Consider the following 25540-nt stretch of genomic DNA (forward strand, 5'->3'; position numbering starts at 1 on the left):
CCCCCCCGGCTCCAAGCCAGGGCCGCAAGCATGGTGTACCAAGACAGGGATTCGGCAGGGAAGCTGGGACCGGGCACCGCCAAGACACTGACGGTCAGGGAGGACCCTGCCGGAGTTACCCATTCACGGCCCAAACGCCCTTTGCCTGCCTGCTGGTGATCCGTGAAGTACACGCTGAGGTGGCCGGCATCCCCATTGCCAGCCAGTTGCGCCAACTCGGTATTGGTTGAACCGGAGGTTGGCTTGATATTAACCAGCCCCAATCCCAGCTGCGCGGTGAGCTCGGTGAAGAGCCGGGAATCGAGAACTGCGCGGTCGGTGCCATGCGGGTTTTCCATACCTCCAACCCTATGGCACCGGCCGATGATTACGCTTAGTCCTGCCTCGTCATCTGCCTAGAGGAAGATGTCTTCAACCAGCGGGACTTCTGGGTTCAAGGTGTACTTCTCCAGGTCCGTCTCGCCAGCCAGCGTCAGCACCTGTCCATCCGTGAAGAAGTTTCCGCTGACTCCGGCTGGCGGGCTGGCAAGAATGGCCATGGCGGCATCTGCCACGACCGAAGCATCGCGCGCTCCCTGAACCATTTCCTGTCCGCCCGGCAGGTTCCGGATGGCTGCGGTATCGATCAGGGTTTCCGGCCAGAGCGAGTTCACGCCGACGCCATCTTCCTTCAGCTCTTCGGCCAGGCCAAGGGTGGTCAGCGACATGCCGTATTTGGCCATGGTGTAGGCCAAATGCCGTCCAGCCCACTTCGGTTCCAGGTTCAATGGCGGGGAGAGGGTGAGTACATGGGCATGCTCGGAGGCGCGCAGGTACGGGAGCGCGGACTTTGAGAGCAGGAAGGTGCCGCGGACGTTGATGTCCTGCATCAGGTCGTAGCGCTTCATATCAAGCTGATCGGTCTTGGCCAGGTTGATGGCCGAGGCGTTGTTGACCACAATGTCGATGCCGCCGAACTTTGCCACGGCCTCTTCCACCGCGCGCTGCACATCGGCGTCCACGCGGACATCGCCAACTACGGCCAGGCCCTTGCCACCTGCTTCTTCGATCTGCGCAACGGCGGTATGGATGGTCCCTTCCAGTGCCGGATGCGGCGTATCGGTCTTGGACAGCAGGACCACGTTGGCCCCCTGCCTGGCTGCGGCCAGAGCGATAGCCAGGCCGATGCCGCGGCTACCGCCGCTCATCAGGATGGTGCGGTTTTCCAGGTTCCCGGGAACAGGTGCGATAAGAGTGCGCGATTCACTAGTCATGTGATACAGATTACGCGATAGTCCGCCACTAAGCTACTGTTCAGTAACTTATTCTGGCGTGCCACGCACCAGATATCGGGCCATTTTGTAAGATTCCTACAAACAAATGAGCTGTTTGCCCAGCTAGACTGGCTTAGTTGGCATTTTTCTTGTGCCATTCCTACACATTGAAGACAACTCGAGGGAGTCGAAGGCATGACGCAGGGCAGAACCGAGGCAGCCGAGTCAATCGACCTGTCCACCACCGCCGGAAAGCTTGCTGAGTTCCGCCGCCGCCAGAAGCTCTCTAAAGCGCCAAGTGGCGAAGCAGCGATTGAAAAGCAGCACTCCCGCGGCAAGCACACTGCCCGCGAACGCATTGAAATGCTCATGGACGAGGATTCCTTCGTTGAGTTCGACGCCCTCGCAGTCCACCGCTCCACCGCCTTCGGCATGGAGAAGAAGAAGCCATTAGGCGATGGCCTGGTCTCCGGCTACGGCACCGTCGATGGCCGCCTGGTGGCTGTCTACTCCCAGGACTTCACCGTCTACGGCGGCTCCCTGTCCCAGGTCAATGGCGAGAAAATCGTCAAGGTCCAGGAATTTGCGCTGCGCAACGGCTGCCCAGTTGTCGGCATCCTGGATGGCGGAGGTGCCCGCATCCAAGAAGGCGTCGCTTCCCTGGCCATGTTCGCCGACATCTTCCGCAACAATGTCCATGCCTCGGGCGTTGTCCCGCAGATCTCGCTGATCATGGGCCCATCGGCCGGTGGTGCAGCGTACTCCCCTGCACTGACCGACTACGTGATCATGGTCGACAAGACCAGCCACATGTTCATCACCGGTCCGGACGTCATCAAGACGGTTACCGGCGAGGAAATCGACATGGAAACCCTGGGCGGCGCCCGCCAGCACAACGCCAATACCGGTACCGCCACCTATCTTGCGTCCGATGAAGAAGACGCCGTGGAGTTCTGCAAGGAACTGCTCGATTTCCTCCCGTCGTCCAACCTCTCGGATCCGCTGATTGCCGAATTCGATGAAGAGCTGGATATCACTGCCGAGGACCTGGAGCTCGATACGCTCATCCCGGACTCCGCCAACCAGCCTTATGACATGCGCACGGTCATCGAGTCGGTTGTCGACGACGAGCATTTCTTTGAAATGCAGTCGCTGTACGCACCGAACCTGATGATTGGCTACGCCCGCATCGAAGGGCGCACCGTGGGCATCGTCGCCAACCAGCCAATGCAGTTCGCTGGCACCTTGGATATCGCCGCCTCGGAAAAAGCTGCCCGCTTCGTGCGCAACTGCGACGCCTTCAACATCCCGATCCTCACCTTCGTGGACGTGCCAGGCTTCCTGCCGGGCAAGGACCAGGAATTCCAGGGCATCATCCGCCGCGGTGCGAAGCTGCTCTACGCCTACGCGGAGGCCACGGTGCCGAAGCTGACCGTGATCACCCGCAAGGCCTACGGCGGAGCGTACATCGTAATGGGTTCGAAGAAGCTGGGCGCGGACCTGAACCTGGCTTGGCCTACCGCGCAAATCGGCGTGATGGGTGCCCAGGGCGCAGTGAACATCCTCTACCGCCGCGATCTGGCCGCAGTGGAAGCCGAAGGCGGAGACGTCGAGGCACGCCGCAAGCAGATTATCGACGACTACGAGGCCGAACTGCTCAACCCCTACCAGGCGGCGGAGCTGGGTTACGTGGATGCGGTCATCGCCCCGAGCGAGACCCGCTTCCAGCTGGTTCGCGGCCTGCGCGCGCTGCGCGAGAAGCACGTTAGCCTGCCTCCGAAGAAGCACGGCAACATCCCGCTGTAAGCAGCAGTGCCTGCCCGCCTAGTACCAGCTAAAACCAATAAGGAGCACTCCCATGGAACAGAACGCTGCGTTGCCTGTTGCCCCGCAGATCCGCGTCACCAAGGGAAACCCCAGTGACGAGGAAGTGGCGGTAGTTACCGCGCTGCTCGCTGCCATGGGCAATACTCCGGCTCCTGCACCAGAAGCCGCAGAGCCCAAGAAGCGTGTAGCCCGGATCCGCAGGCGCCGGGCGCTGGCCCCGCGTTTGGGCTGGACTATTGGCCGGCGCTAAGGCCTGCTGAAAGCGATGGCCCGGAACGTTCCCTAGCGGAATTTTCCGGGCCATTGCTCTGTGCGGCGCCGCTGGCAACCTAGTCTTCGTCGGGAACTTCGAAGTCCAAGATGGCTAGGTCTGCACGAGTCACCAGATGCGAACTCACAGCGTGTTCCACCAGTCGCGCCCTGCGGTTGGTGGCCAATTTTCCAGGCCCCCCGCGCAGCCCGGCCACGCCGGCCTTGTCCAATTTGTCGCAGACGTTATCGAGTTTGCGATTGAACTTCGTAATTCCCCACCCCAGCCGGGCGGCGGCAGCGGCACTTGTGGGAATTGAACTCAAGCCAGTGCCTTCACGGCGCAGCATCGGCTCAGCCAGGACAACGACCAAGGCCCGCTGGGCACTGGTCAGCAGCACCGGGCCAATGGTGGTCTCGCCCGAAGCGTCGTAGTCCATGTAGGCCTGCCGGAATGCCGGCTGCGCAACATGAATCGATAGCTCGTAGGTGGTGGGACCGGCGGTGAAAACCACACCCACCCGGTTCAGCACCAGGGGCAGGCTCGATTCCGGCGAGAGCCAGGCCTGCAGTCCGCCGGTACGGTCAGCAATCGTCGCGGTCAGCCGGCTACCGACATTATTAAGCCACCACAGCCCGCTTTGCTTGGTAATCGTCAAGAAGTGCCGGTGCAAGTAGGGATTGTCGTCGATGGCCAGGTCGCCTTCTCGGCCGATGGTGAAGGGCTTGGCATCGTGGACAGGATAGTACTGTCCGCAGTACTCGATAGTTACTTCACTCATCTCTCTTGCCTACTTTCCTGAACCTGCGGCGGTGCAGAACCGTGCTCCATCCGAGATACGTCCATCATCGCGCACGAGCTTGACCTCGATACAGGTTTGTCCGCCTTTCCCGATCTCGGTAGTGGCGCTTGGGGACATCGTCTGCTTGTATTCTCCCGTTTCCGTGGCGGTAATTGGAGCCCACCGGTAATGGTCTGCCTTATTCGGTTCTGGGTTGGACCAACGGAAAGTTACAGTTTCTCCGACCGTGGAGTACGCAAAATTATCCACCTTCGGCACAGTGCCGCCAACCAATGCATCCTTGGGCCCGTCCGTCGCTGTAATAGGCGGGCCAGAACGCTGTGCAGCATTTTGGTCCGGCAAGTACATGTTGGCAATGACAGCGCCGCCAACCAGGAGAAATAGCACAAGGCCCACTGCGATGAAGACCTTCGGCAGGCCCTGGCGCGGCTTCGGTTCTGCCGGCGCGTCCACCGGCGTTCCTGATTCGCCTGGAGCTGCGCTCTGCTGGCCCGGAGCCGAAATGGAATCCTTCGGCATTTCCAGCCGCGGTATTGGAACTGACGGTCCTGCCTGCCGCAGCCGTTGCCCGGGAACGGAGGAAATCATCGGTGGGGCAGGCAGCGGACGCTGCGCATCGCTAATCGAAGTAACATTGCGAACGCGAGTGCTCTCGCCGTGATCTTCGTCAACCGCTTCTGCAGGTTCTTCAAGTACTTCAAAGGGCGTGACCGAGAAGCCCAGCTCGATCTGGATTCGTTGCATCGAGCGGGCCAGTTCGGCAGCCGAGCCGAATCGCGACGCCGGGTTCTTCGCCATGGCTACCGCCAGCGCCTGGCTCAATGATTCAGGAACATCAAGCCGTTCCAACGGCACCAACGGCGTATTGCAAATCCGCTCAATGAGTACTGCCTGCGAATTATCCTGTCCAGGACGGACGAATGGCGAATGCCCGGCCAAGATCGTATAGATCGTGGCACCGAGCGAGTACACATCCATGCGCACACCCGGAGGCATGCCATCGCCGAAGGCTTCCGGTGCGGACCATGGCACCGAAAGCCCAGCGGTGTGTGAACCGATAGTTCCCGAGATGCCGAAGTCGGTCAGCGCCGGCCTGTTGTAGTCGGTGGTCAGCACGTTTCCCGGCTTGATATCGCGATGCACAATGCCAGCAAGATGCGCAGTATGCACCGCTGAACACAACTGGATCGCCAGGGACAGCGTTTCATCAATGCTCAGGACGCCACGACGGTATCGGACGTCCAAAGAAGGCCGGGAACAATACTCCATGGCCAAATAGGAACGTCCGTCTTCGGTGATCTCCGCTTGGTAGATCGTGACAATATACGGATGAGTGGACAGCTGGGCCATCAAGTTGGCTTCCGCCTCGAATCGCTGGCGAGCTTCCTCATCGCTGACATCCGCCAGCAGCACCTTCACCGCCACCTTGCGGTTGGGCCGGTGCTGCTCGTACAGATAGACATCGGAAAATCCACCCGTGCCCAGCGGCTTGACGTAGGTGAATCCCGGGATCTGCGGCGCCGGAGCTGGCGCGCGCCGCAGGCTCACGGCAGATCCTCGAAACGTATGCTCACGCCATCACCCAGATCAGCGACATCGCCCTTGATCAGCATGATCTCCTGGTGCCGGGACAGGCGCCGTGGCCGCTGCCCTTCGCGCAAGAGCACGGTGCCATTGGTCGCGCCCAGGTCAACCAGCTGCACATGCCATCCTTCCACTCGCACATGCAGGTGCGAGCGGGAGATGTCACCGTTTGGGCTTTCCACCTTCAGCAGGCGGGGTTCGGTGTCGGATTTGATGGCTGCTGCGCTTGGCTGGCGCCCCAGGATCACCGAGCGGTTCAGTTCATGGGCGTATTCGCGGGCGCCACCGTGATCGCTGACAATCATGCGCCCCATGGCCGGTTTGCGAACTTGCTGCGCTTGGCCGGTGAGGCGCTCGCCGCATTCCCGGCAGGTCGAGGCAGTTGGAGGGTTGGGATGCCGCTTGGAGCAAGAGCGGGCCAAGATGAATTCATTCAGCGACACCGAATTTTCGGTGCCGTCCTTGGCGTCCAAACCTGAAGCGGCGCTGGATTTCGGAACACTGGAGCCGCGGATGATCGTGTGCTCGTCGTCGGCTGGTTCAACCGGCCGCGCCGAAGAGGCAGGACTTCCCGGGCGCGGTTTGATAATCGTGTCCAGATCATCGCCCTGGCCGGTATCGTAGACGGTCTCTGCTGCACCTCTGGCGCCCAGCAGCTGTCCGCCCAGCGATAGTTCCTCCGAGTAGGCTTCCTGCTCGTATTGTGCTGGATCCTGAGTTTCTTCCGAGACTTCGGTCGGCGGCAGCGCATAACTCGTTGCCGTGCCATCTGTCTGCTCATCCCCGGCACCCTGTGCAGATACCTTGGCCGCGTCGGCTGCCTTGGCTGCTCGTGCCAACACAGCTGCGGGGCCCTTGGGATCTCCTGCTTCTTTGGACGGCGCGGCGGCGCCCGGGTCGGATGCCGGCTTGGCGGCAGTTGGCGCTGGTTCTTTCGCTGCCGCTGGGGCCTTTGCCGGCGCGGGCGCAGCAGCAGGCTTGGCCGCGGTTGCTGCGGGGGTCTTTGCCTGCGCGGGGGCCGCCGCAGGCTTAGCCGCAGCTGGCGCTGGCTCTTTCGCTGCCGCTGGAGCTTTTGCCGGAGCAGCCGCCGGCTTGGCAACAGCGGGGGCCGCCGCAGGCTTAGCCGCAGCTGGCGCTGGCTCTTTCGCTGCCGCTGGAGCTTTTGCCGGAGCAGCCGCCGGCTTGGCAACAGCGGGGGCCGCCGCAGGCTTAGCCGCAGCTGGCGCTGGCTCTTTCGCTGCCGCTGGAGCTTTTGCCGGAGCAGCCGCCGGCTTGGCAACAGCGGGGGCCGCCGCAGGCTTAGCCGCAGCTGGCGCTGGCTCTTTCGCTGCCGCTGGAGCTTTTGCCGGAGCAGCCGCCGGCTTGGCAACAGCGGGGGCCGCCGCAGGCTTAGCCGCAGCTGGCGCTGGCTCTTTCGCTGCCGCTGGAGCTTTTGCCGGAGCAGCCGCCGGCTTGGCAACAGCGGGGGCCGCCGCAGGCTTAGCCGCAGCTGGCGCTGGCTCTTTCGCTGCCGCTGGAGCTTTTGCCGGAGCATCCGTCGGCTTGGCAACAGCGGGGGCCGCCGCAGGCTTAGCCGCCGTTGCTGCGGGGGCCTTTGCCTGCGCGGGCGCAGCAGCAGGCTTAGCCGCAGTTGGCGCTGGCGCCTTTGCCGGAGCCGCAGCAGGCTTGGCCACAGCGGCGGCCGCCATCAGGCTTGGAGCTGCTTTGGCCGGAGCAGAAGGGGTGGCAGGTGATTTGGATGCGGCACCGGCGGGCGCACCAGCAGCCGCATCCCCTTCGGTGCCCCACTCAAGGCTTGATACTCGAACAATGCCTTCGCTAATTGGCAGCGCGAACGCAGCTTCAGGATTCGCCGAACCGGTGCTCAAAGTCCATGACTTCGACTCGCCAAGTTTGCGTTCGGTCCAGGTCGCAATGCCGGCACCGCTGACCAGCTCGTCACCGGCAGCTGTCCGTGCGGTAAATTCTGGGGCTCCCCGCAAGACCAGATGCGGTGCCCTGTCCCGGGAAACCAAAGCGAAGTTCGGCAGCTCGGCAATGTTCATCTGGTAAAGCGGCAACAGCTCTGAGAGCAGTGCTTCCACCGTCGTCTTCCCAACGAGGTTGGACCACAAAACGTTGACCTGTTCGGCGCTGGCGCTGGCAGGAAGCAGGACGATGTGCTGGTTATTCACCAGGGCGTACCAGTCGCCGGGAATGTAACTCAGGCCGTTCATGATTTCTCCTCTTGGTGGCTCGTGGTCGATATGCGTGGGATTGTTATGCCAACATCATCGGGGTGCCCATACTGCACGTCGGCGACGATCACGCTGATATTATCGCGTCCTCCGGCGTCGATGGCCGCTTGGACCAGTTCCTCGGACGCCTGCTGCGGATCCGGGAAACGCGAGAGGATCTCCTGGATTGCGGCGTCGCCGACTTCGCTGCTCAGCCCATCTGAGCAGACCAGAATGCGTTCGTGCCCTGCTAGTGGCACCAGCCAGTAATCGGGTTGGCTGTTGGCGTTGATCCCCAATGCGCGGGTGATGACGTGCCGGCGCGGATGGGTGGCCGCTTGCGCGGCGTCCAGCTGGCCGATATCCATCAGCTCCTGCACTTCGGAGTGATCGATGCTGACCTGTTGCAGCAATCCTTGGGCCCACAGATAGGTGCGCGAGTCGCCCACGTTGAAGACCAGCAGTTCGGGTTGTTCTTCCTGCCCGCTGGAGGTCCTTGCATCAATCAGCACGGCCCCGGTGAGTGTGGTTCCGGCTCGGCCGGAGCCTGCCTCCACAATGCTGCGGTCAGCTTCAAGCAGCAGCGCGTCCAGGGTTTCCGGATCGAGATTGGTGCCGGCGTCTTGGAATCCTGCACCCAGGATCTTGAGGCACAGGGCGCTAGCTATTTCACCTGCCTCATGCCCGCCCATGCCATCGGCAATGGCCAGCAACCGTTCCGAGGCCAGCAAGCTGTCCTCGTTCAGGGCGCGGCGCAGTCCACGGTCAGTTGCCTGGCCGTGGCTGAATCTGAGGCTGGCTGCCGGGCTAGTATCTGTCATGGACGTTCCACCTGGAAGTAGCGGTCACCGAAGTACACCGTATGGCCAATCATTGCCTGTTCCGGCTTGCCCGGGACAAGTTCGCGCACGTTTCCATCTTCATCGACAATGGATGAGCCGTTGCCCGAATCCCGGTCCGTAACCCAGACACTGCCTACTCCCGGCTCGATCAGCAGATGCGTTTTGGAGACGGTGCGTTCCGGATCATCCACGGCGACCAGGTGAACACCTGCATCGCCCTCTGCGTAGGAAGGGTTGCGTCCGATCAAGATGCTGCCAGCAAGGTCAAGGCACCGGCTATCGTCAAAGAGCAGATGCAAGGCATCAGGCGATTGCGAACGAATCTGCGTGTGACCGAGATCTGCATCCGGGTCACCACCGGACTTGGACGAAGGGACTTCAACGATCTTCGCCTCCGGCTTAGGCTGCGAGGCAGGACGGGGACGAGCTGCTTTCTGCGCCTCAGGCGCATTGGCGCGCACGGCGCCTGGCACCGAATCGATGACTCCCGAGGACTTGCCGGGCTCTTCTTCTGGTTCGCCCACGAAGCGACGGCCCGGAGCATACTGCTGCTCAGGCGCGAAAGACCCCGGTCCCCCGGTACCACCGGTAGTCAGCGGATCCCGTCCAGCCTTGATATCCAGTACCAGCGTCCCGGCCGCCTTATCGTGCCATCCCTGCTTCTTGCCGTTCGCGTCGAATTGGTTGGAGATCACCATCAGCACCGGTCCCAGGATCGGAACGATACCCGCGACGGCTATCAGCAAACGGCGAATAATGGTCTTGCCCCAGCCCGGGCGTTCGCCTGACACAGTAGCGGTGCGTAACCCGAGGAGCACATTGCCAAGACTCTTGCCTGCAGCAGCTTCCCACCACCACAAGAACACCGTGTAGGCCAGAGCCAGGACGCCGTACAGGATGTACGTTCCGGCGATCTCGCCCATGATCTGCGGCGCATCCAGCGAGTTCACCATCCTGGATCCGATCATCGGCAGGAAAATAGCCGAGAGGACCAGTACTGGCAGGAAGTCGACGAGCCACGAAAGCAGCCGCTGCGCAGTTCGGGCATCTACCAGGTCCATTTTTACCGCCATGGCTTGCTCCTGTTTTTCCGTTGCAATGTTCGTGCCGTGGTAACCGTTTTAGCCGCCAACTCGTGTATCAGAGAGCGTGGAGAGTATTTCACCCGCATCTTGCCGAAGAAGCCCAGCGGCTCCTGCATCTTCTGGGTCTGCGCAATGACATCCTCCCAGTACTTCCGCACTTGCTCTTCGGTCGGTTCTTCATGCGCGAAGTTCGCCGCATCCGCACGCTGCGCCAGCGACTGCACCGGGCTGGACAGCGCCGGGAAACCGTCGGCCAGCACGCCGGCACTTTCCCGCCGGGTCGCACCGCTGGCAGTCGCGATTCGGTGGTCAGTGGCATGGCTGAGCAATTCCTGCCAGCCACCGCTCACGCGGTCACCGGCGCTGCCGGTTTGAGAACGCTTCTGCCTGCGGCGCAGCTTCAGCAAGGCAACCAGCAGCAGCGGCGAGAGCACAAGCAGCACCGAACCCAGCGAAATGCCGGCGACAATGATGACCTGGCCCCAGCGTTCCCAGAAGGTTTTCGGTTCCTCTTCGACTTCCTGCGGCTCCGGTGCAGTTTGCGGAGGCAAATCCGCTTCTTCCTGCGCCGGTGGTGGCGGTTGCAGCACCTGCGGCTGCGGCACAGCCTTGGGTTCCTGTTCCGGAGGAGTGGGCTGCTCGTCTTCATTCGGCGTCGGGTTGAAAGCAACCCAGCCTATTTCCTCGAAAGCGATCTCCACCCAGGCATGAACATCGGACCCCTTGATTTCAACGGCCTTCCCCGGCGCGTATTCCTCCGGGTAGAAACCCATGACTACGCGCGCAGGGATCCCTTGCTCGCGGGCCATCAGCGCCATCGCGACAGCATACTGCTCGTCATCGCCGATCATCTGCTCGGCATCGAGCAGGCTGGTGATACGTCCCGCTCCGTGCCCGGAGAGCGAGGGAACCTGGCCCTCGGTGCCGTTGGAGAAGAATCCGGTTCCGGAAAGCATGGCTTCAATGCTCCGCACGCGCTGCAGGTCGCCGCGTGCCGTACCGGTGAATTCGGCGGCCTTGGCTCCCGCCGTGGCTGGCACATTGGCCAGCTCTGGCATGCGGAACTGCGCCAAATCCAGTTCATTGAGCTGGTCATCGCTCGGCTTGGCGGGGAAGAGCACCTTAGCCGTGTAGGCATCGCCCTTCTCCAGGCCAATGGAGCTCAGCGCGCTTTCAGAGGTATCGCTGTAGAACAGGGAACGGGCCAGTTCATCTTCACGACCGCCGGCCAGATCCAAGCCCATGAGCTTGCCTCCGGAAGGAACCCACACCCCTTCATAGTCCTGGATCGAGATTTCAAGTTCAGCCGCTTCGCGGCCTTCCAGCGTCTGGGCAGAACGAATATCGCTGGCATCACCCACGGGGGCAAAACTGCCACCAGCGGAAGGATCCACGTTGATGACCATGCCGTTGTAGGAATCCAATGCGGCCAAGCGGATGCGCTCGTCCTTTGGCAAGCCCTTGACGGTCAGCAGGGTGTCGTCAGCCATTGTCTTCACATATTTGCGGAAACTCGTCAGCGGGCTTGGATAATCGTAGAGATCCACAGGCGGTTCCAACGCATCGCGTAACACCTGGCGCGGGGTTTCGGGGGCCAGCAGCGGAGTGGCCGCGGCGGTCGCTACGCCGGCTCCGGCCAGCACCAGGGCTCCGGCGATGATGCGGCGCAGCAACATCTGCTGGCCGCCATGGGAATCAAGCTGCTCGTGGTTCACCGAACTGAATCCGCCGGAAATGCGCGTGTCCATGAAGCGCCGCCAGGCAAGCCAACCGACCAATACCGCAATCAAGGCGACGCCACGGGCGATCGGCATCGGCACGTCGCGGGTGCCGAAAACAATACCCAGCACGAACATCGCCAGCAGCGGCAGCAAAGTCCAATACGGCGAGCGCAAATGCCAGGCCGCCAATCCGGCCAGCAGTGCGGTGAGCAGCGCGGAAAGGAAGGCCACGATCAGTACGCCGCCGTAGGAGCCTACCGGTGGCGCCACGGTGAGCATGTCTTTCCAGCTGAAGACCAGGCCGGTCAGCAAGGTGCGCAGGGATTGCCCGGTGGGCAAGATTCCGAAGGCAGCCTCGCGTGGAGTGGCCAACGGCGTGCCCAGCACGAGGTACAGCAGTGCGAACAGGGCCATGGTCCGCCACGTGCCCAGCTTGAAGTGCACATTGGCCCAGGCCAAAGCAAGACCGGCAACAATTCCGCCCACGGCAGCCAGGATGAAGTTCAAGCTCGCGCCGTAGGCGTCCAGGAGACCCAGGGCACCAAGGACCAGGGCCAATCCCAGGCAGGCCGCGTCAACGCCGAAGCGCCAGAGGGGCAAAGTCTGTTTCATGCCACGGCCTTTCGCAGCATCAAGCCGAGTTCTTCCAGCTTGCCCAGGCTCAGTACCGTCAGCTCGCCAATGTTCGAGCGCGTCGGCTCCATGCCGGTCTCGCACCTGATAGCGATGGCGCGCACTCCGGCAGGCACATGCATCCAGGCTTCGCGCAGCGACTTTGCACTGGTCCTGGTGCCGGTGAGGAAGAAAAGCACCGACGCTCCGGGCACGATATCGGCGGTGTGGCGAACCACCTGCACCAGGTTCTCGCGCTGGCCAGCGGCTGCTTCGATGCGGGTCAGCGAGTCCATCATCATGCGGCCGCTGTCGGTGCGCACCGGACCTTGCTGGGTCACGATGGCCAGCTTGCGCTGTTCCGCCACTGCCTGCTGCCCGATGGAGGCAGCAACCGAAATAGCCAGTTCGAAATCTTCCTCTGCGTGCGCCTCGCAGTACTCGTCCAGATTGGTGCTCAGGCTCAGTGCCAGGTGCGAACGCCGGGTCTCTTCGAACTGGCGGACCATCAATTCACCGGTACGCGCCGTTGACTTCCAGTGGATATGGCGGCGGTCGTCTCCTGCCTGGTATTCGCGCAGGGCGTGGAAGGACACATCGGAGTTCGAGAGATCCGAAGTGGGCATGCCTTCGAGGTCGCGGATGAAACCAGCAGAGGAGCCATCGAGCGCGGTGGTGCGCGGATGGATGAACAGCTCGTAGCGGTCGGTCCATTTCACCTGCCGGCGCAGAATGGCGAAGGGGTCCTGGCGGACCGAGCGGACCGGCCCCACCTCCAGCACCTGGCGGCGCTGGGTCGGGATGGTGAACAGGTCTTCGTGCGTTCCTTGCGGCTCCAGGCGCGGGATCCGGAACTGGGCGGCACCATGGCCTACCGGAAGTTCCATCATCACCGGCGCTGCGCTGCGCGAGGCCTGGTTGGCCACCTGCAGGGCGCCAACGGCGCGGTCCCCCACAGCGACACGGGTGCGGTGCAGGTCCAGGTCCACGCTGAAATCATTGCGGCCCAGGATGAATCCCACGGAAGCCAGCAGCAGCAAGGTGGCCATGAAGGCGCCGAGCAGGGCCTCCTGCCAGCCGAAACTGGCGCCCAGGATCCACAGGAGAATCGCTGTACCCAGCAGCACGAAGCCCAGCGGCGAAATGACCGTGGTGACCGGTGCGAGGAAACGGGTGCTGAATTCCTTGACCCGCGATGTTGCAGGGCGCAGGTATTCGCGCAGCACCTGCATTGCTTCGCTGGCCATGGTCAGCGACATTTCGGCCCTGCGATTCAGCCTGGTGCTCCGTGCAGAACGCTTAGCTCGTCTGCTCATTAATGCTCGTCCTGGTCCTTGCCGGCGGCCGGAGCGGAGTCTTCATTGCCACGGCGGGTTGGGGCCGGGACCTTGCGCAGCACCGAGGTGATGACCTGGGCGGAGGTGGTGCCGGTGAATTCCGCTTCCGGGTCCAGCACCAGGCGATGGGTGAAGATATAGGGCGCCAATTCCTTGATGTCATCCGGCAGCACGTAGTTCCGTCCCTGGCTGGCAGCCCACACCTTGGCCGCGCGCACCATCGCCAGGGCTCCGCGGACCGAAACTCCCAAACGGGTTTCCGGAACTTCGCGGGTCGCTTCGCACAGCGCCGCGACGTACTCCAGCACGGCGGTGTCCACATGCACGGTGGTTGCCAGCTCGGCCATTTCCACCACTGCTTCGGTAGTGATGATGGCGCTCAGCGCGGTCGAGCGGTCACGCTGGGTGCTGCCCGAAAGCAGCGCCACGGTGGCTTCCCGGTCCGGATACCCGATGGAGGTCTTGATCAGGAAACGGTCCAGCTGGGCTTCGGGCAGCCGGTAGGTACCGGCCTGCTCGATCGGGTTCTGGGTGGCAATCACCATGAACGGGCGAGCCTGCGGGTAGGTGGTGCCATCGACGGTGACCCGCCCTTCTTCCATGACTTCCAGCAACGCCGACTGGGTCTTTGGAGACGCGCGGTTGATCTCATCGGCCAGCACGAGGTTGGCGAAGATCGGTCCATGGTGGAAGTCGAACTGCCCGCTGCGCTGGTCGTAGATGGTGATGCCGGTGACGTCCGAGGGCAACAGATCCGGGGTGAATTGGATGCGCGAGTTGCTGCCCCGCACCGTGGCGGCCAGCGAGCGGGCCAGCATGGTCTTGCCGGTGCCCGGTGCGTCTTCGAGCAGCACGTGCCCTTCGGTGAGCATGGCAGTTAGCACCAGCTTGATGGCCTGGTCCTTGCCCAGCACGGACAGTCCGACATTGGACACCAATTTGGCGAAGGTATCGCAGAACCAGTTGGCCTGCTCGGTGCTCATGGTCATGGCAGTGTTTGTTCTTTCTGTACGTCTTGATGCTCGGCCGATGCCGCGCTTATCTGAAATTAACCCGGTCGGATTCCGTGCCGTCGATTTTCGCGAAGTACGGCTGGGCATATCCCGATTCGATCACGCATGGCAAGTCCTTGGAGGCCCGGCCATTGCCGTCGACGTTGAAGGTCACGTAATTATCCGAGAACATTCCCTTGGAGTGGTAGCACTGCGCCAGGTAGGTGTGGGTGCCCGGGTCGAAGTCGTAGAGCTCCACGTGGTACTTGTAGCAGTTCGGCGGGCAGGTGGAGTTCGCGTAGCCGTTGTACAACGGTCCTTCGGACAGCTTCACCGAACGGGCCGGCTTAGGATTGGTCTGATCCGTTTTGGACCAGGACTTGCTCTGGCCTTCGGTATCCGTGGCCACGATCTTAAGGGTGCGGCTGGTGGAGTAGCCCAGGTTGCTGACCTTCTCCGTACCGTCGTTAGCCGTGTTAGACCCGTCAATGGCTACCGTCTGGGTGACCTTGCGTCCGTTGGATTCGCCGGCGGCCGTATTCCAGCTGAAGGAAATCCAGTTATCGCCATGCGACGAGGAAATCTTCGCGTTATCGCGCAGCGGACCGTAGGCGCTGGTCTGGTTGCTGGCCGGGCTGGGGTCTCCCGGGCCGGCAGCATTCAAGGCACGCACGCGCCAGGTATGCGCGGTGCCGTTGGAACCGGTGTCGATCACCGAGCCGGGGCCGCCGAAGGACTGCCACCCTCCGCCATCGGCGGAGTACTGGTATCCGGTGATCTTCGAGCCGTTGGCCGCAGGAGCCTGGAAGCCCAGTTGCACCATGCGATTGGCGCCGGTGGCCTTGGCGCTCACGCTGGACACGGCCTTTGGACGCCCGTACGGGGTCACCGCCACCGAATTCGAGCTCTGTTCCGAGCTGCCCTTGCGGTTGGTTGCCGCGATGGTGAAGGTGTAGGAACCCGACGTGCTCAGGCCGGTGACCGACTGGCTGGTCTGGTTGGCCGCAATGGAGCCAATGGTCTTCTCCAGGGTTCCGGACTTGTAGACGCGCAGGGCATAGCCGGTGATCGGTGCGCCATTGGTGCCCGGTGCGTTCCAGGCGACGTTGACCACGCCGCCATCCACCGCGGATTCCTTGCGGGCCGCGGTGGGGGCGGACGGCTTGAACGGCTTGCCAGCCGGGGTCACGGCTGCCGAGTAGGCGCTGAAGGCCGATGGCTTGGACGCCTTGTTCACCGCACGCACGCGGACCTGGTAATCGGTGCCGTTCTTCAGGCCCTTCCAGGTATAGGACGTGCCGGTAATGCCGGTGACCTGGGTGACGCCGTTGGCCGGTGCCGGGGAGATCTCCAAGGTGTAGCTCTGGATGGCCGAACCCCGGCTGGCGGGGGCAGTCCACTTGAAGGCCGCCTGCTGGTCGCCGTCGGTGCCGGTCGGGGCGGCAGGCTGTTCGGGTTCCACGTCCGGTCGGGCATCGGCTGACGGCACCGAGGCCGGGGACTGGCCGATCTCGTTGGCGGCGGTCACCGTGAAGTTGTATACGGTGTCGTTGGCCAGCGGGGTGATGGTGCAGGTGGTGGTGGCGCACCGCTGGGTGTGCCCGCCGCCGGTCACGGTGTAGTGGGTGATCTGCGAGCCGTTGTTGGCCGGTGGATCCCACTGCAGCACAGCCTTCTCATCCCCGGTGGACTGGACGCGTGGCAGGCCCGGGGCTTCCGGGGCGCCCTTGACGTTCAGCGTCACGGTACCGATGACGTTGCGTGCCACGTCTTCGGTGACATCGCCAATGGTGTATTCCACCCGCATGGTGCCCACGAAGTTGTCCTTCGGGGTGATGGATACCTTGTCGCCGCTCGTTTCCACTTCCCCGGTGTCTTCCAGGGCGCGGGCGTTGATCAGGCGCAGCGGGCCTTCATCCGCGTACGGGTTGTGGTCGTTGGCCAGCACATCGACCACTTCGGTCTTGCCCTGGGCCGCATCGGCCACGTTATCGGCCACAGCTACCGGCAGCTCGCGGACCGAGCCGGCCACGGTGATGTTCATGGCGGCCGGAACCGGCGGGTTCACACCGTCGCTGACCGTGACGGTGACGGTACCGGTGGTGCCCTTCGGGGTCGAAGCTCCGGCGCTGACCTTCAGGTTATGCTCTTCGACCAGTTCGGCCTGGACACCTTGGATATCCACCGAAGAGATGGCGAACTTCAACTTCGGAACGTCGTCTTCATTGGCATCGTTGGCGGCCATGCGCAGGTCCAGGAAGGCTGGCTCCTCACCCTGGCCCACGGCCAAGGCATTGGCCTGCAGGGTCGGAGCGAAGTTCTCCTCCTGCGGCTGCTCTTCTTCCTCTTCCTCTGGCTCTTCCTCCTCCGGCTGGCCTTCTTCGTTCTGGTTCTGGCGCTCGTCGGGATCATCCTGGCGTGGAGCCGGGGTGACATTGATTGGCAGGGTCAGCTTGGACTTCAGGCCCATTTCATCGTCGGGGCCGGTGCCGTCGGTGACTTCGAAGCTGACGGTAGCCGAGCCGTCGAAATCGACCGGTGCACGGAAGGAAAGCTCGGTGGCGGACTTGACCAGCTCGCCGTCGTTCTGCGGCATCGAGGCCACCGACTCTTCGGTGGTCAAGCGCGGGGTGCGTCCCTCGCGGACAAGGACCAGGTCATCCAGGTTCAGTGGCAGGACCTGTCCCGCCTCGACCTGCAGATTCAGCCCGCTGCGCAGGATTGGCCGTGCTCCAGCGGTGCCTGGCACATGGACGAAGGCAGTAGAAGCCAGTTCGTCGGGGTCGGTCAGGGTGTAGGCAATGATCTGCGCGTCCTCGGTGGCGGTGACGACCAGGCCATCTTCGGTGACTTGGGCAGTAGACGGGTTATCCGGCAAGCTGATCTCCAATTCGCTGGAGCTGCCATCCGGGTCCTCGTCATTGCGCAAGATATCTACGGTCACTTGTTCATCGCCGATGACTTCTTCCAAGGAAACCCGGTCATCGCGGGCAATGGGCGCCAGCAGATGGGCCTCTGGATCGGACTTGATGCTCAGCGTGCCCGCCGCGGTGCCGCCGCGGCCGTCGGAAATCATGTAGCGCACCGAAACGTTGCCGTCTTCCGGGGGCGAGGTCAGGGTGACGCGGCCGTCAATGACTTCCACCTCCATGCTGGCTTCGGTGGAGACTTCGCTCATCAAGGCGATCGGGTCGCCATCCGGGTCGGTGTCGTTGTCCATCACGTCCACCGCCACCGGGCGGTTGGGGCGCACGGTCAAGAAGTCGTTGACGGCAACCGGGGAATTATTCGATTCGGCAAGCGGTGCCACGCCGATCTTGATCGTGCCGGTGGCGCGGGCACCCAAACGGTCTTCCACCACGTAGCTGAATTCATCGGTGCCCGAGGCATCGGGGTTGGCCGTGTAGTCGATGGAGGCCCCGCGGATCTTCGCGGTGCCCATGCGCGGGGAATCGCCGAATTGCACGAGGGAGACCGAGTCGCCATCGGGGTCGATAGCGTCAATCGGGATCAGCACGTTGGTGCTGGAGCCGGCGAAGACGCGTCCGGTGACTGGTTCCGGGTTCGGCGGGGTGTTCTTTTCCAGATCGTTGGCTTCTGCCTCGGGCAGGACGTTGAAGGTGACGCTGGCGCTGGTTTCCTGGCCATCAGGTCCTGCCACGGTGTAGACCGCGGAAACCTGCTTGGCCTTGCCGCCAAAGTCGCCGGCGCGGAATCGAATCGTTTCATCGGCAACCGAGATCAGGGACCCTTCTCCCAGATCATCAGCTTCTTCCAGCTCGGGACGCAAGAGCAGCTCTCCGCCGTTCGGGTGGATGTCGTTTTCCAGAACCTTGACGGTGGCCACGTCGTTCTCGCGGACGGTGACGGTGTCCGGGTTGGCCTGCGGCGGATCCATGCGTGGTGGTGCCGGAATCGGAATCACGCGGATGGAACCGGTCGCTTCACGAGAGCCATTGGACACGGTGTAGCTAATGGTGGTCGGGTCGGTGAGGCCGCGCACGTCGGTGATGCGGACAAAGGTATTGCGTTCTACGGAGGTGGAGAACGGCTTGTCGCTGGCGGTCTGCACGCCGGTTACCACCAGTACGCCACCGGCCGGGTCGGTGTCGTTGCCCAGCACGTTGACCAGTACATCCTGGCCGGCAGGCAGCAAGGCGACATCGCGTACCGCGATCGGATCCTCGGCATTTTCTTCCGGCTTCTTGATATCGATGCGGGCCAGGCCCGGGGCGCTGGCCGGGCCGTTGGTGGCCATGTATTCAACGTAGTAGGTTCCGGCGCGTTCGGCGCGCGCGGTCACGGTTCCGGTCTGTGCGTTGGTTTTGATTTCCAACCCGGGAACATCATCCACCCCGGCCAGCCGCAGTCCGTCTCCGCTGGGATCAGTGTCATTGTCCAGCGGGGAGAAACTGGCGGATTCATTGATATTGGCCACCACATGATCGGTCGCGGTCACCGGTTTCACGGTGGCGTCGGCCAAGACCTCGATCAGTATCCGGCCCTTGGTGCCCTCCTGCCCGTCGGAAACCTGGATGGCCAATTCCTTTTGCCCCAGCTTCTTTCCGTCATCCTGGAAGGTCAAGGTGCCATCGGGTTGGACGCGGATCACGTCATCGCCATCGGAGGTTCCACCGAGCAAGCGGAGGTCATCGCCTTCCGCGTCGGTCCAGTCAGCGAGCACGTTGTGGCTGACTGACTCGCCCTGCTGCACGCGCAGCACGGTGGTGCGCTTTTGTTCCGGAGCCTTGTTGGTTTCATCGTCCACCACGTTCAGCTTGACGGTCGCGGTGTCCTGTCCCCCGCGGCCGTCTTTGGTGGTGTAGGAAAAACTCGCGCCGCCCCTGGCATCTTCGGGGACCACAATCTGGAATCCGGTGCCGTCATGGACCGGCTGCACGGCACCTACCGAGGGCGCAGCGCCTTCCAGGTTCGCGGTCAGCAAATCGCCGTCCGGATCCACGTCGTTATAGAGCACCGGCAGCAAGGTGGTGCGGCCGGGGCGTACCGAATAGCTGTCGTCCTCGGCGATCGGCTTCTTGTTTTCCTCGGTGCGGTTGGGCAGCTCGATGGCGTCGGTGATTTCCTTGGTTTCTTCTTCCTTGGCTTCGCCCTTGCCAGCAGGCGGTTCCAGATCACTCCAGTTGCTGACGATTTCCATGCCTTCATTGGCCAACCAGACTTGCCCCGAATGCACGTCGTTGAGCACGACCACGTCCCGGTTGACGCGGAACGCCAGTTCAGCGCCTTCTGGCATTTCCGGAATTGCGGTGCTCTGGTTATGTGCCGGGTCATCGCAGAAGCGCAGATACTCGCCGCTGGTCTGCCAGGCCGCGTAGGTGCACGTTCCCACGCGCACCGGCTGGATAGGGGTGCCAGCGGTTTCCAGCTGCTCATAGTTGGTGTCCTTGCCGGACAGGCTCACCGTTGCCAGCGACTGGTCCAGGGCCACAGCAATGTTCTCGGCTGCCGGGCCCGGAGACTGGATCCGGGCGTTGGCAGGATTCTCGAGAATTGCGGAGTTGCCCTCCGAGGTGACCAGTTCGCCGGTGGCTTCATCGAAGACCACGCCGATCTTGCCGACGGACGAAAGCTGCGGCTCCTTCATTTCGGCCAGTTCCGGAATTTCGAATTCCTGGGCGAGTTCGGCTTTCCCATCGTCGTCCAGGGTGAAACTGGAAAGGGTTCCTGCGCCGAGGTCTGCGGCCCAGATGGTGTCGTCGGCGCCAACCACGGCGGCGACTTCGCCCTTGGACTCGATCAGCGGTTCGGCGCCTTCGCCCTTGAAATCGGCAATCTGTTCGAGGTTGCTGGCCTGGACAGTTCCGTGTTCCGCGTCGGTGACGGCGACAACGGACGCACCGAAGGAGAAGGATGAGTTAGCTGGCAGGTTGTTATCGCCAGCAAATTGCACCATCGCGGGGTCAATAGTGGTCAGCGAGGCCTGTTCCAGGTTGCGTACCAGCACGCTTTCTTCATGCTGCACCAGGTCATAGTTGGCCAGCGGGGTGGCAACGCCACCGTCGATGGTGCGCGACTGGTAGTTGACATGCCCGATCTTGCCTTCGGACTGATTGACTACCCAGACACCACCGTCGTTGAGTTCCACGTCAGCTGTTTCGAAGCCCGGATAGATAATGGCGCCGGTGACGGCAAGGGCCGCCACGACTGGGATCGCAGTCACCTTGAACCCGGTGCTTTTGAGCAGTCCGGTCCATCCGGTCGAAGCGGCTTTGGCCATCTAGAGGTCAGTCCTTGGTTTGCTGGTACGAGTGTGCGCCAGAATCCGGCCTTATTCCCCATAGCCAGACTCAACGCCCTCCAATTCTAACGAACTGACAAAACCTCCGCCATGGAGAGTTCTCCCCATGGGCACTGACTGGGCGATTCATCAACGCAATACAATTCGCGTGCTTCATCTTCATCAGCGGGAACCGCCTATGCGACCGCAGATGCCCCTTGATTCCTTTTCGGCAGGTCCAGCGGCATAACCCGCGCCTGGAAGCACCTGCTAGACGACCGCGGAAGCAGTTCAGACCGAACCTGCGCAAAAGTCTTCAACAAATCTTTCATATCAACTACTGTTAGTTACATGACATCCTCTGCACCGCACCGCGAGCCTTCGGCCATCGACCAGATCGCCGAAGCCTTCTTCGCCAAGTCCCTTGAACTGACCCCGGAATGGGGAGTTTCCCTTGGCCTGCCAGGCTACGAGACCACCTATGGCGACTACTCCCCTGCTGGCACCACCCAGCAGATCAGCTTACTGCGGGAGACTTTGGGCGCATTGGCCAACGCCACTGCGGTCGACGCAATTGACGAAGTCTCGCTTGACGCGATGACCGAGCGATTGAGCCTCGAACTGGAAATCCTGTTCACCGGGCGCACCGAGCTGAACAATATCGCCAGCGCGGCACAGGAAATCCGCTCAATCATCGATTTGATGCCGCAGGAGTCCTCCGAGGACTACGCTTTCATCGCCCAGCGAATGTCCAACATTCCGGCTGCGATTGACGGCTACATCGCATCTTTGCGTGATTCCGCTTCAAATGATCTGGTTGCGGCGCAGCGCCAAGTGTCCATAGTGATCACGCAAACCACCGATTACGCCAAGGATGGCGGATTCTTCGACCAGTTGGCCACCTCCGGCACCGCAGTGGATACCGCTTTGCAAGCACAGCTGGAAGCCGGAGCCGAAGCCGCGAAGAAGGCCTACCGCAAACTCACCGCGTACTTGCAAGATGAACTCCTGGCACAGGCACCGGCCGAAGACGCGGTGGGCCGAGAGTACTACTCGCTGATGTCCCGCCGTTTCCTGGGCGCCGCAGTGGATTTGGAAGAGACCTATGCCTGGGGCGTCGGCGAACTCGATGCCATCATCGCCGAGCAGCGGCGCGTCGCCCAGCAGATCAAGCCGGGCTCCACGATCCAGGAAGCCAAGAAGATCCTCAACGAGGATCCGGCGCGCAAGCTCTCAGGCACCGACGCCTTGCGGGAGTGGATGCAGGGCAAGGCTGACCAGGCCATGGCGGACTTGTCGGGCAAGCACTTTGACATCCCGGCGCCAATGGACCGCATCGAATGCATGATCGCTCCGACCCAGGATGGCGGCGTGTACTACACCGGCCCATCAGAAGACTTCAGCCGCCCGGGACGGATGTGGTGGTCGGTTCCGCCTGGAGAAGATGAATTCACCACGTGGGCCGAGCTCACCACCGTCTATCACGAGGGCGTTCCCGGCCATCACCTGCAGATCGGTACAGCCCAAATGCAGGCCTCCACGCTCAACAGCTGGCGCCGATTGATGTGCTGGGTTTCCGGCCAGGGCGAAGGCTGGGCGCTGTACTCCGAACGCCTCATGCACCAGCTGGGCTACCTGGATGACCCGGGCGATTACATGGGCATGCTCGATGCGCAACGCATTCGAGCCGCGCGAGTGGTCTTTGATATAGGAGTTCACCTGGGCTTGGAAGTTCCTGCACAGTGGGGCACCGGCACCTGGAACGCCGAAAACGGCTATGAGTTCCTGGAGAAGAATCTGGACATGTCCACGGGTCAGCTGGACTTCGAGTACAACCGCTATTTGGGATGGCCAGGCCAGGCTCCGTCCTACAAGATCGGCCAACGGCTCTGGGAGCAGATCCGCGACGATCTCGCGGCCGCCGAGGGCGAGGACTTCTCGCTCAAGGAATTCCATACCGCGGCATTGAAGCTCGGCTCAGTTGGCCTGGATACCTTGAAGCGCGCCCTAGTGAAGTAGCCTCCAGGAAATCGGCTTGGCGGGCCTGCTTATTGGCAGGACCGCCATTCGTTTTATCCCTTGTAGCTGGAAATCTGGATCAGATTGCCACACGTGTCATCAAAGGTCGCACCCACGACGGGTCCGGCATCCGTCGGTTCTTGCGTGAACTTCACGCCCAGTGAGCTAAGACGCTCGAATTCCACCTGGACATCATCAACGGCAAAGGAAGTTGCCGGGATGCCGTCTGCTTTCAGTGCTGAACGGTACGGCCCAACGGCAGGGTGTGCTGAAGGCTCCAGAAGCACTTCAGGACCTTGCTCCTGGTCCGCTGCAACAAGGGTCAGCCAGCTGTATTCGCCCACAGGTATATCGTGCTTGACCTTGAAGCCCAGCACCTCGGTATAGAACGCCTTGGCTTTCGCCTGATCATCCACGCACACACTAGTGATATAAACCCGCATTATTTCCTTCTTTCAGTTCCGCCCCATGCAGCAACCAGGGATTCCCCACGCCTTGCTGGCTTCTACCTTTCCATATGGTTCCGACAGGTCAAGATCACGGAAGCAGCACTGAAGAGCCCAGCTCTATATTCCAGGGAAAAACAACAAGAAATTATTGATTAACGATAGATAATAGCCGACAATCATTAGATGACCAGTCTCGCAGTTTTACCCGCCCGAATCGCGCTCATCGCAATCTTCCTCGGGGTGCTCCTTGGCCAAGTGCTGATTTTGCCGATGTTCATCGAGGAGACCATCTACATTCATCCCGAAGTGGCCCATCTGGCGACCCCGTACCGGTGCGCAGTGACGGCCGGGCTTGCTTGCCTGCAGATTGCCCTGATTTGTTTTTGGATCCTCATATCGAAGCTTCGGCGCCGAACCTTCTACCAAGCCAGCTCACTGCACTGGTTCAGCATCGCCAGTTGCGCCGCCGCTGCAGCAACCCTGCTGGTCCTGGGGCTGGGAATTCACCTCTTGGGGTTTATCGGTGCTGGCGGTCCCGGTGTCGTCCTTGCCGTTGCCGGCGGGGTGGCACTGGGAGGAACTGCCACTTGCTTGCTGGTCGCATTTCGCGGCATGCTCGCGTCCAGGATACGAAAGCAAACTGCGTGAAGTGAGCGATGCTTCTTCAAGCACAGTCGCGGTGATTAGTCCAGCAACAATGGCACGGAGCCAAAAATTCCCATGTGAAGATCTGTGTCCTCGCACCGAAGTCTTCGCACAAATCGTGCGTCATTTCGCCGGTCCAGTGACCCTAGACACCGCTTTTCAGTGCAATAAAGCACAAACGGCGAAATACCGTCATGTTGCGTAACATAAACTGCCGCCGACGAAGAAAAGCGCCCTAATCTTGAACGCATGTCTACTACCGCACCTTCATCTAAGCTTCCACGCTGGATGACCAATTTCGGCCCGCAGATCATTGCGGCGCTGATTGCTGGTCTTCTACTGGGTCTCCTAGCCAAGTACACCGGCAGCACCGCCGAGGAACCCAACGGGCTGGGTGAAGCCCTGTCGATCATTGGTTCCAGCTACGTTGCGTTGCTGCGCACTGCAGTGATCCCACTGATCTTCTTTGCGGTTGTCGCCTCAATTGCCAATTTGGCCAAGGTCACCAATGCGGCACGCCTTGCGTGGCAGACCCTGCTCTGGTTTGCCATCACTGCCTTGATCTCGGTAATCATCGGCATGGTTCTTGGCACCGTTTTCCGCCCCGGAGCGAATACCGGCCAGGGCATGCCAGATGAATACGATGGCAAGACCGGCGACTGGCTCGGCTTCCTCACTGGCCTGGTCCCAGCCAACTTCCTGGGTCTGGGCGCGAGCACCAAGCTGGTTGATGAAGCAACCGCTTCCACCTCGATCAGCTTCAACGTCCTGCAGATACTGGTCATTGCCATCGCCGTGGGCGTCGCTGCCCTCAAGGTTGGCAAGGCGGCCGAACCATTCCTCGCGTTCTCGGCCTCTATCCTGGCGATCATCCAGAAGGTCCTCTGGTGGATCATCCGCATCGCGCCGATCGGCACGGTTGGCCTGATCGGCAACGCTGTTGCCACCTATGGCTGGGACACTATTGGCGCACTGGGCAAGTTCACCGTTGCGATCTACGTCGGCTTGGCACTGGTGCTATTCGCGCTCTACCCGGTACTGGTCCGCGCACATGGCCTGTCAATCAAGCAGTACTTCTCGGGTGTATGGCCTGCAGTGCAGCTGGCCTTCGTTTCACGCTCTTCGATTGGCACCCTGCCATTGACCCAGCGCGTGACCGAACGCAACCTCGGGGTGCCTTCGGGCTACGCTTCCTTCGCAGTGCCGCTGGGCGCGACTACCAAGATGGACGGCTGCGCTGCCATCTATCCGGCGATCGCAGCAATCTTCGTTGCCCAGTTCTTCGGTATTGAACTGTCCCTCACCGATTACTTCTTGATTGCGCTGGTTTCCGTATTGGGCTCGGCAGCAACCGCAGGCACTACCGGCGCCATCGTCATGCTGACGCTGACCCTTTCCACCCTGGGCCTGCCGCTGGCAGGCGTTGGCCTGCTGATGGCCGTTGACCCGATCATTGATATGGGCCGCACCGCGGTAAATGTCGCCGGCCAAGCACTGATTCCAACCATTGTCGCCAAGCGCGAGGGCATCTTGGACATTGACATGTACAACGCACCACGCAATGGCAACCCCTTCGCTGATGAAAGCATCTCAGCGGCAGATGCTGAGGCAGCTGCAACCAAGTAGGCATTGCTGAAGGAAAGCGGCGCCCGCGCACTATTGCTC

16 protein-coding genes and 1 pseudogene are annotated in these 25540 nt (G+C 61.8%); 5 read left to right on the top strand and 12 right to left on the bottom strand.

Annotation, left to right across the window (positions count from 1 at the left end):
- Both ACNPN0_RS17935 and ACNPN0_RS17940 read right to left on the bottom strand, forming a co-directional pair.
- A pseudogene (locus tag ACNPN0_RS17935) lies at positions 1 to 338 on the bottom strand (biotin--[acetyl-CoA-carboxylase] ligase); the annotation flags it as partial.
- Between the two features lie 57 nt (positions 339 to 395).
- Positions 396 to 1253 (bottom strand): SDR family oxidoreductase, encoded by an 858-nt coding sequence (locus ACNPN0_RS17940; RefSeq protein ID WP_448937521.1) that lies wholly within the window; start codon positions 1251 to 1253, stop codon positions 396 to 398.
- A gap of 195 nt (positions 1254 to 1448) precedes the next feature.
- On the opposite strand from ACNPN0_RS17940, the gene ACNPN0_RS17945 reads away from it, so the two are divergent.
- Positions 1449 to 3059, top strand: coding sequence for an acyl-CoA carboxylase subunit beta (locus ACNPN0_RS17945; RefSeq protein WP_448937522.1), 1611 nt, complete (start codon positions 1449 to 1451; stop codon positions 3057 to 3059).
- A 52-nt stretch (positions 3060 to 3111) separates the two neighbouring features.
- Positions 3112 to 3330, top strand: a complete 219-nt coding sequence (locus ACNPN0_RS17950; RefSeq protein ID WP_105657136.1) for an acyl-CoA carboxylase subunit epsilon — start codon at positions 3112 to 3114, stop codon at positions 3328 to 3330.
- A gap of 79 nt (positions 3331 to 3409) precedes the next feature.
- On the opposite strand, the gene ACNPN0_RS17955 is transcribed toward ACNPN0_RS17950, so the two are convergent.
- From ACNPN0_RS17955 to ACNPN0_RS17995, 9 genes are read right to left on the bottom strand one after another with little or no spacing between them, the layout of a single operon-like run.
- Positions 3410 to 4111 (bottom strand): hypothetical protein, encoded by a 702-nt coding sequence (locus ACNPN0_RS17955; protein WP_332503534.1) that lies wholly within the window; start codon positions 4109 to 4111, stop codon positions 3410 to 3412.
- Positions 4112 to 4120: 9 nt separating this feature from the next.
- Positions 4121 to 5680 (bottom strand): serine/threonine-protein kinase, encoded by a 1560-nt coding sequence (locus tag ACNPN0_RS17960; protein ID WP_332503532.1) that lies wholly within the window; start codon positions 5678 to 5680, stop codon positions 4121 to 4123.
- Positions 5677 to 7932, bottom strand: coding sequence for an FHA domain-containing protein (locus ACNPN0_RS17965; RefSeq protein ID WP_448938961.1), 2256 nt, complete (start codon positions 7930 to 7932; stop codon positions 5677 to 5679). Before ACNPN0_RS17965 ends, ACNPN0_RS17960 begins: the two co-directional genes overlap by 4 nt.
- Positions 7929 to 8753, bottom strand: coding sequence for a PP2C family protein-serine/threonine phosphatase (locus ACNPN0_RS17970; protein ID WP_332487810.1), 825 nt, complete (start codon positions 8751 to 8753; stop codon positions 7929 to 7931). Before ACNPN0_RS17970 ends, ACNPN0_RS17965 begins: the two co-directional genes overlap by 4 nt.
- On the bottom strand, positions 8750 to 9847 hold the full coding sequence (locus ACNPN0_RS17975; protein ID WP_388024117.1) for an RDD family protein: 1098 nt from the start codon (positions 9845 to 9847) through the stop codon (positions 8750 to 8752). The genes ACNPN0_RS17970 and ACNPN0_RS17975 overlap by 4 nt, the downstream gene beginning before the upstream one ends.
- Entirely contained in the window at positions 9838 to 12192 is a 2355-nt protein-coding gene (locus ACNPN0_RS17980; protein WP_332498386.1) for a DUF4129 domain-containing transglutaminase family protein, read from the bottom strand. The genes ACNPN0_RS17975 and ACNPN0_RS17980 overlap by 10 nt, the downstream gene beginning before the upstream one ends.
- Positions 12189 to 13508, bottom strand: coding sequence for a DUF58 domain-containing protein (locus ACNPN0_RS17985; RefSeq protein ID WP_402735509.1), 1320 nt, complete (start codon positions 13506 to 13508; stop codon positions 12189 to 12191). Before ACNPN0_RS17985 ends, ACNPN0_RS17980 begins: the two co-directional genes overlap by 4 nt.
- Entirely contained in the window at positions 13508 to 14518 is a 1011-nt protein-coding gene (locus ACNPN0_RS17990; protein ID WP_105661752.1) for an AAA family ATPase, read from the bottom strand. Before ACNPN0_RS17990 ends, ACNPN0_RS17985 begins: the two co-directional genes overlap by 1 nt.
- 49 nt (positions 14519 to 14567) lie before the next feature.
- Complete coding sequence (locus tag ACNPN0_RS17995) at positions 14568 to 20762, bottom strand: Ig-like domain-containing protein (RefSeq protein WP_448937586.1); 6195 nt, start codon at positions 20760 to 20762, stop codon at positions 14568 to 14570.
- A gap of 351 nt (positions 20763 to 21113) precedes the next feature.
- Here ACNPN0_RS17995 and ACNPN0_RS18000 point away from each other — a divergent pair, with 351 nt between their 5' ends.
- Positions 21114 to 22781, top strand: coding sequence for a DUF885 domain-containing protein (locus ACNPN0_RS18000; protein WP_448937585.1), 1668 nt, complete (start codon positions 21114 to 21116; stop codon positions 22779 to 22781).
- 53 nt (positions 22782 to 22834) lie between these two features.
- Here ACNPN0_RS18000 and ACNPN0_RS18005 read toward each other — a convergent pair whose 3' ends face one another.
- Positions 22835 to 23224 (bottom strand): VOC family protein, encoded by a 390-nt coding sequence (locus ACNPN0_RS18005; RefSeq protein ID WP_448938962.1) that lies wholly within the window; start codon positions 23222 to 23224, stop codon positions 22835 to 22837.
- Between the two features lie 189 nt (positions 23225 to 23413).
- On the opposite strand from ACNPN0_RS18005, the gene ACNPN0_RS18010 reads away from it, so the two are divergent.
- Positions 23414 to 23878 carry a DUF2975 domain-containing protein gene (locus ACNPN0_RS18010; protein ID WP_448937584.1) on the top strand — a complete coding sequence of 155 codons (465 nt, stop codon included), beginning with the start codon at positions 23414 to 23416 and terminating at the stop codon, positions 23876 to 23878.
- Positions 23879 to 24124: 246 nt separating this feature from the next.
- Entirely contained in the window at positions 24125 to 25501 is a 1377-nt protein-coding gene (locus tag ACNPN0_RS18015; RefSeq protein WP_105657123.1) for a dicarboxylate/amino acid:cation symporter, read from the top strand.
- Positions 25502 to 25540: the final 39 nt, after the last annotated feature.

It is taken from the genome of Glutamicibacter sp. AGC84, from assembly GCF_053543575.1.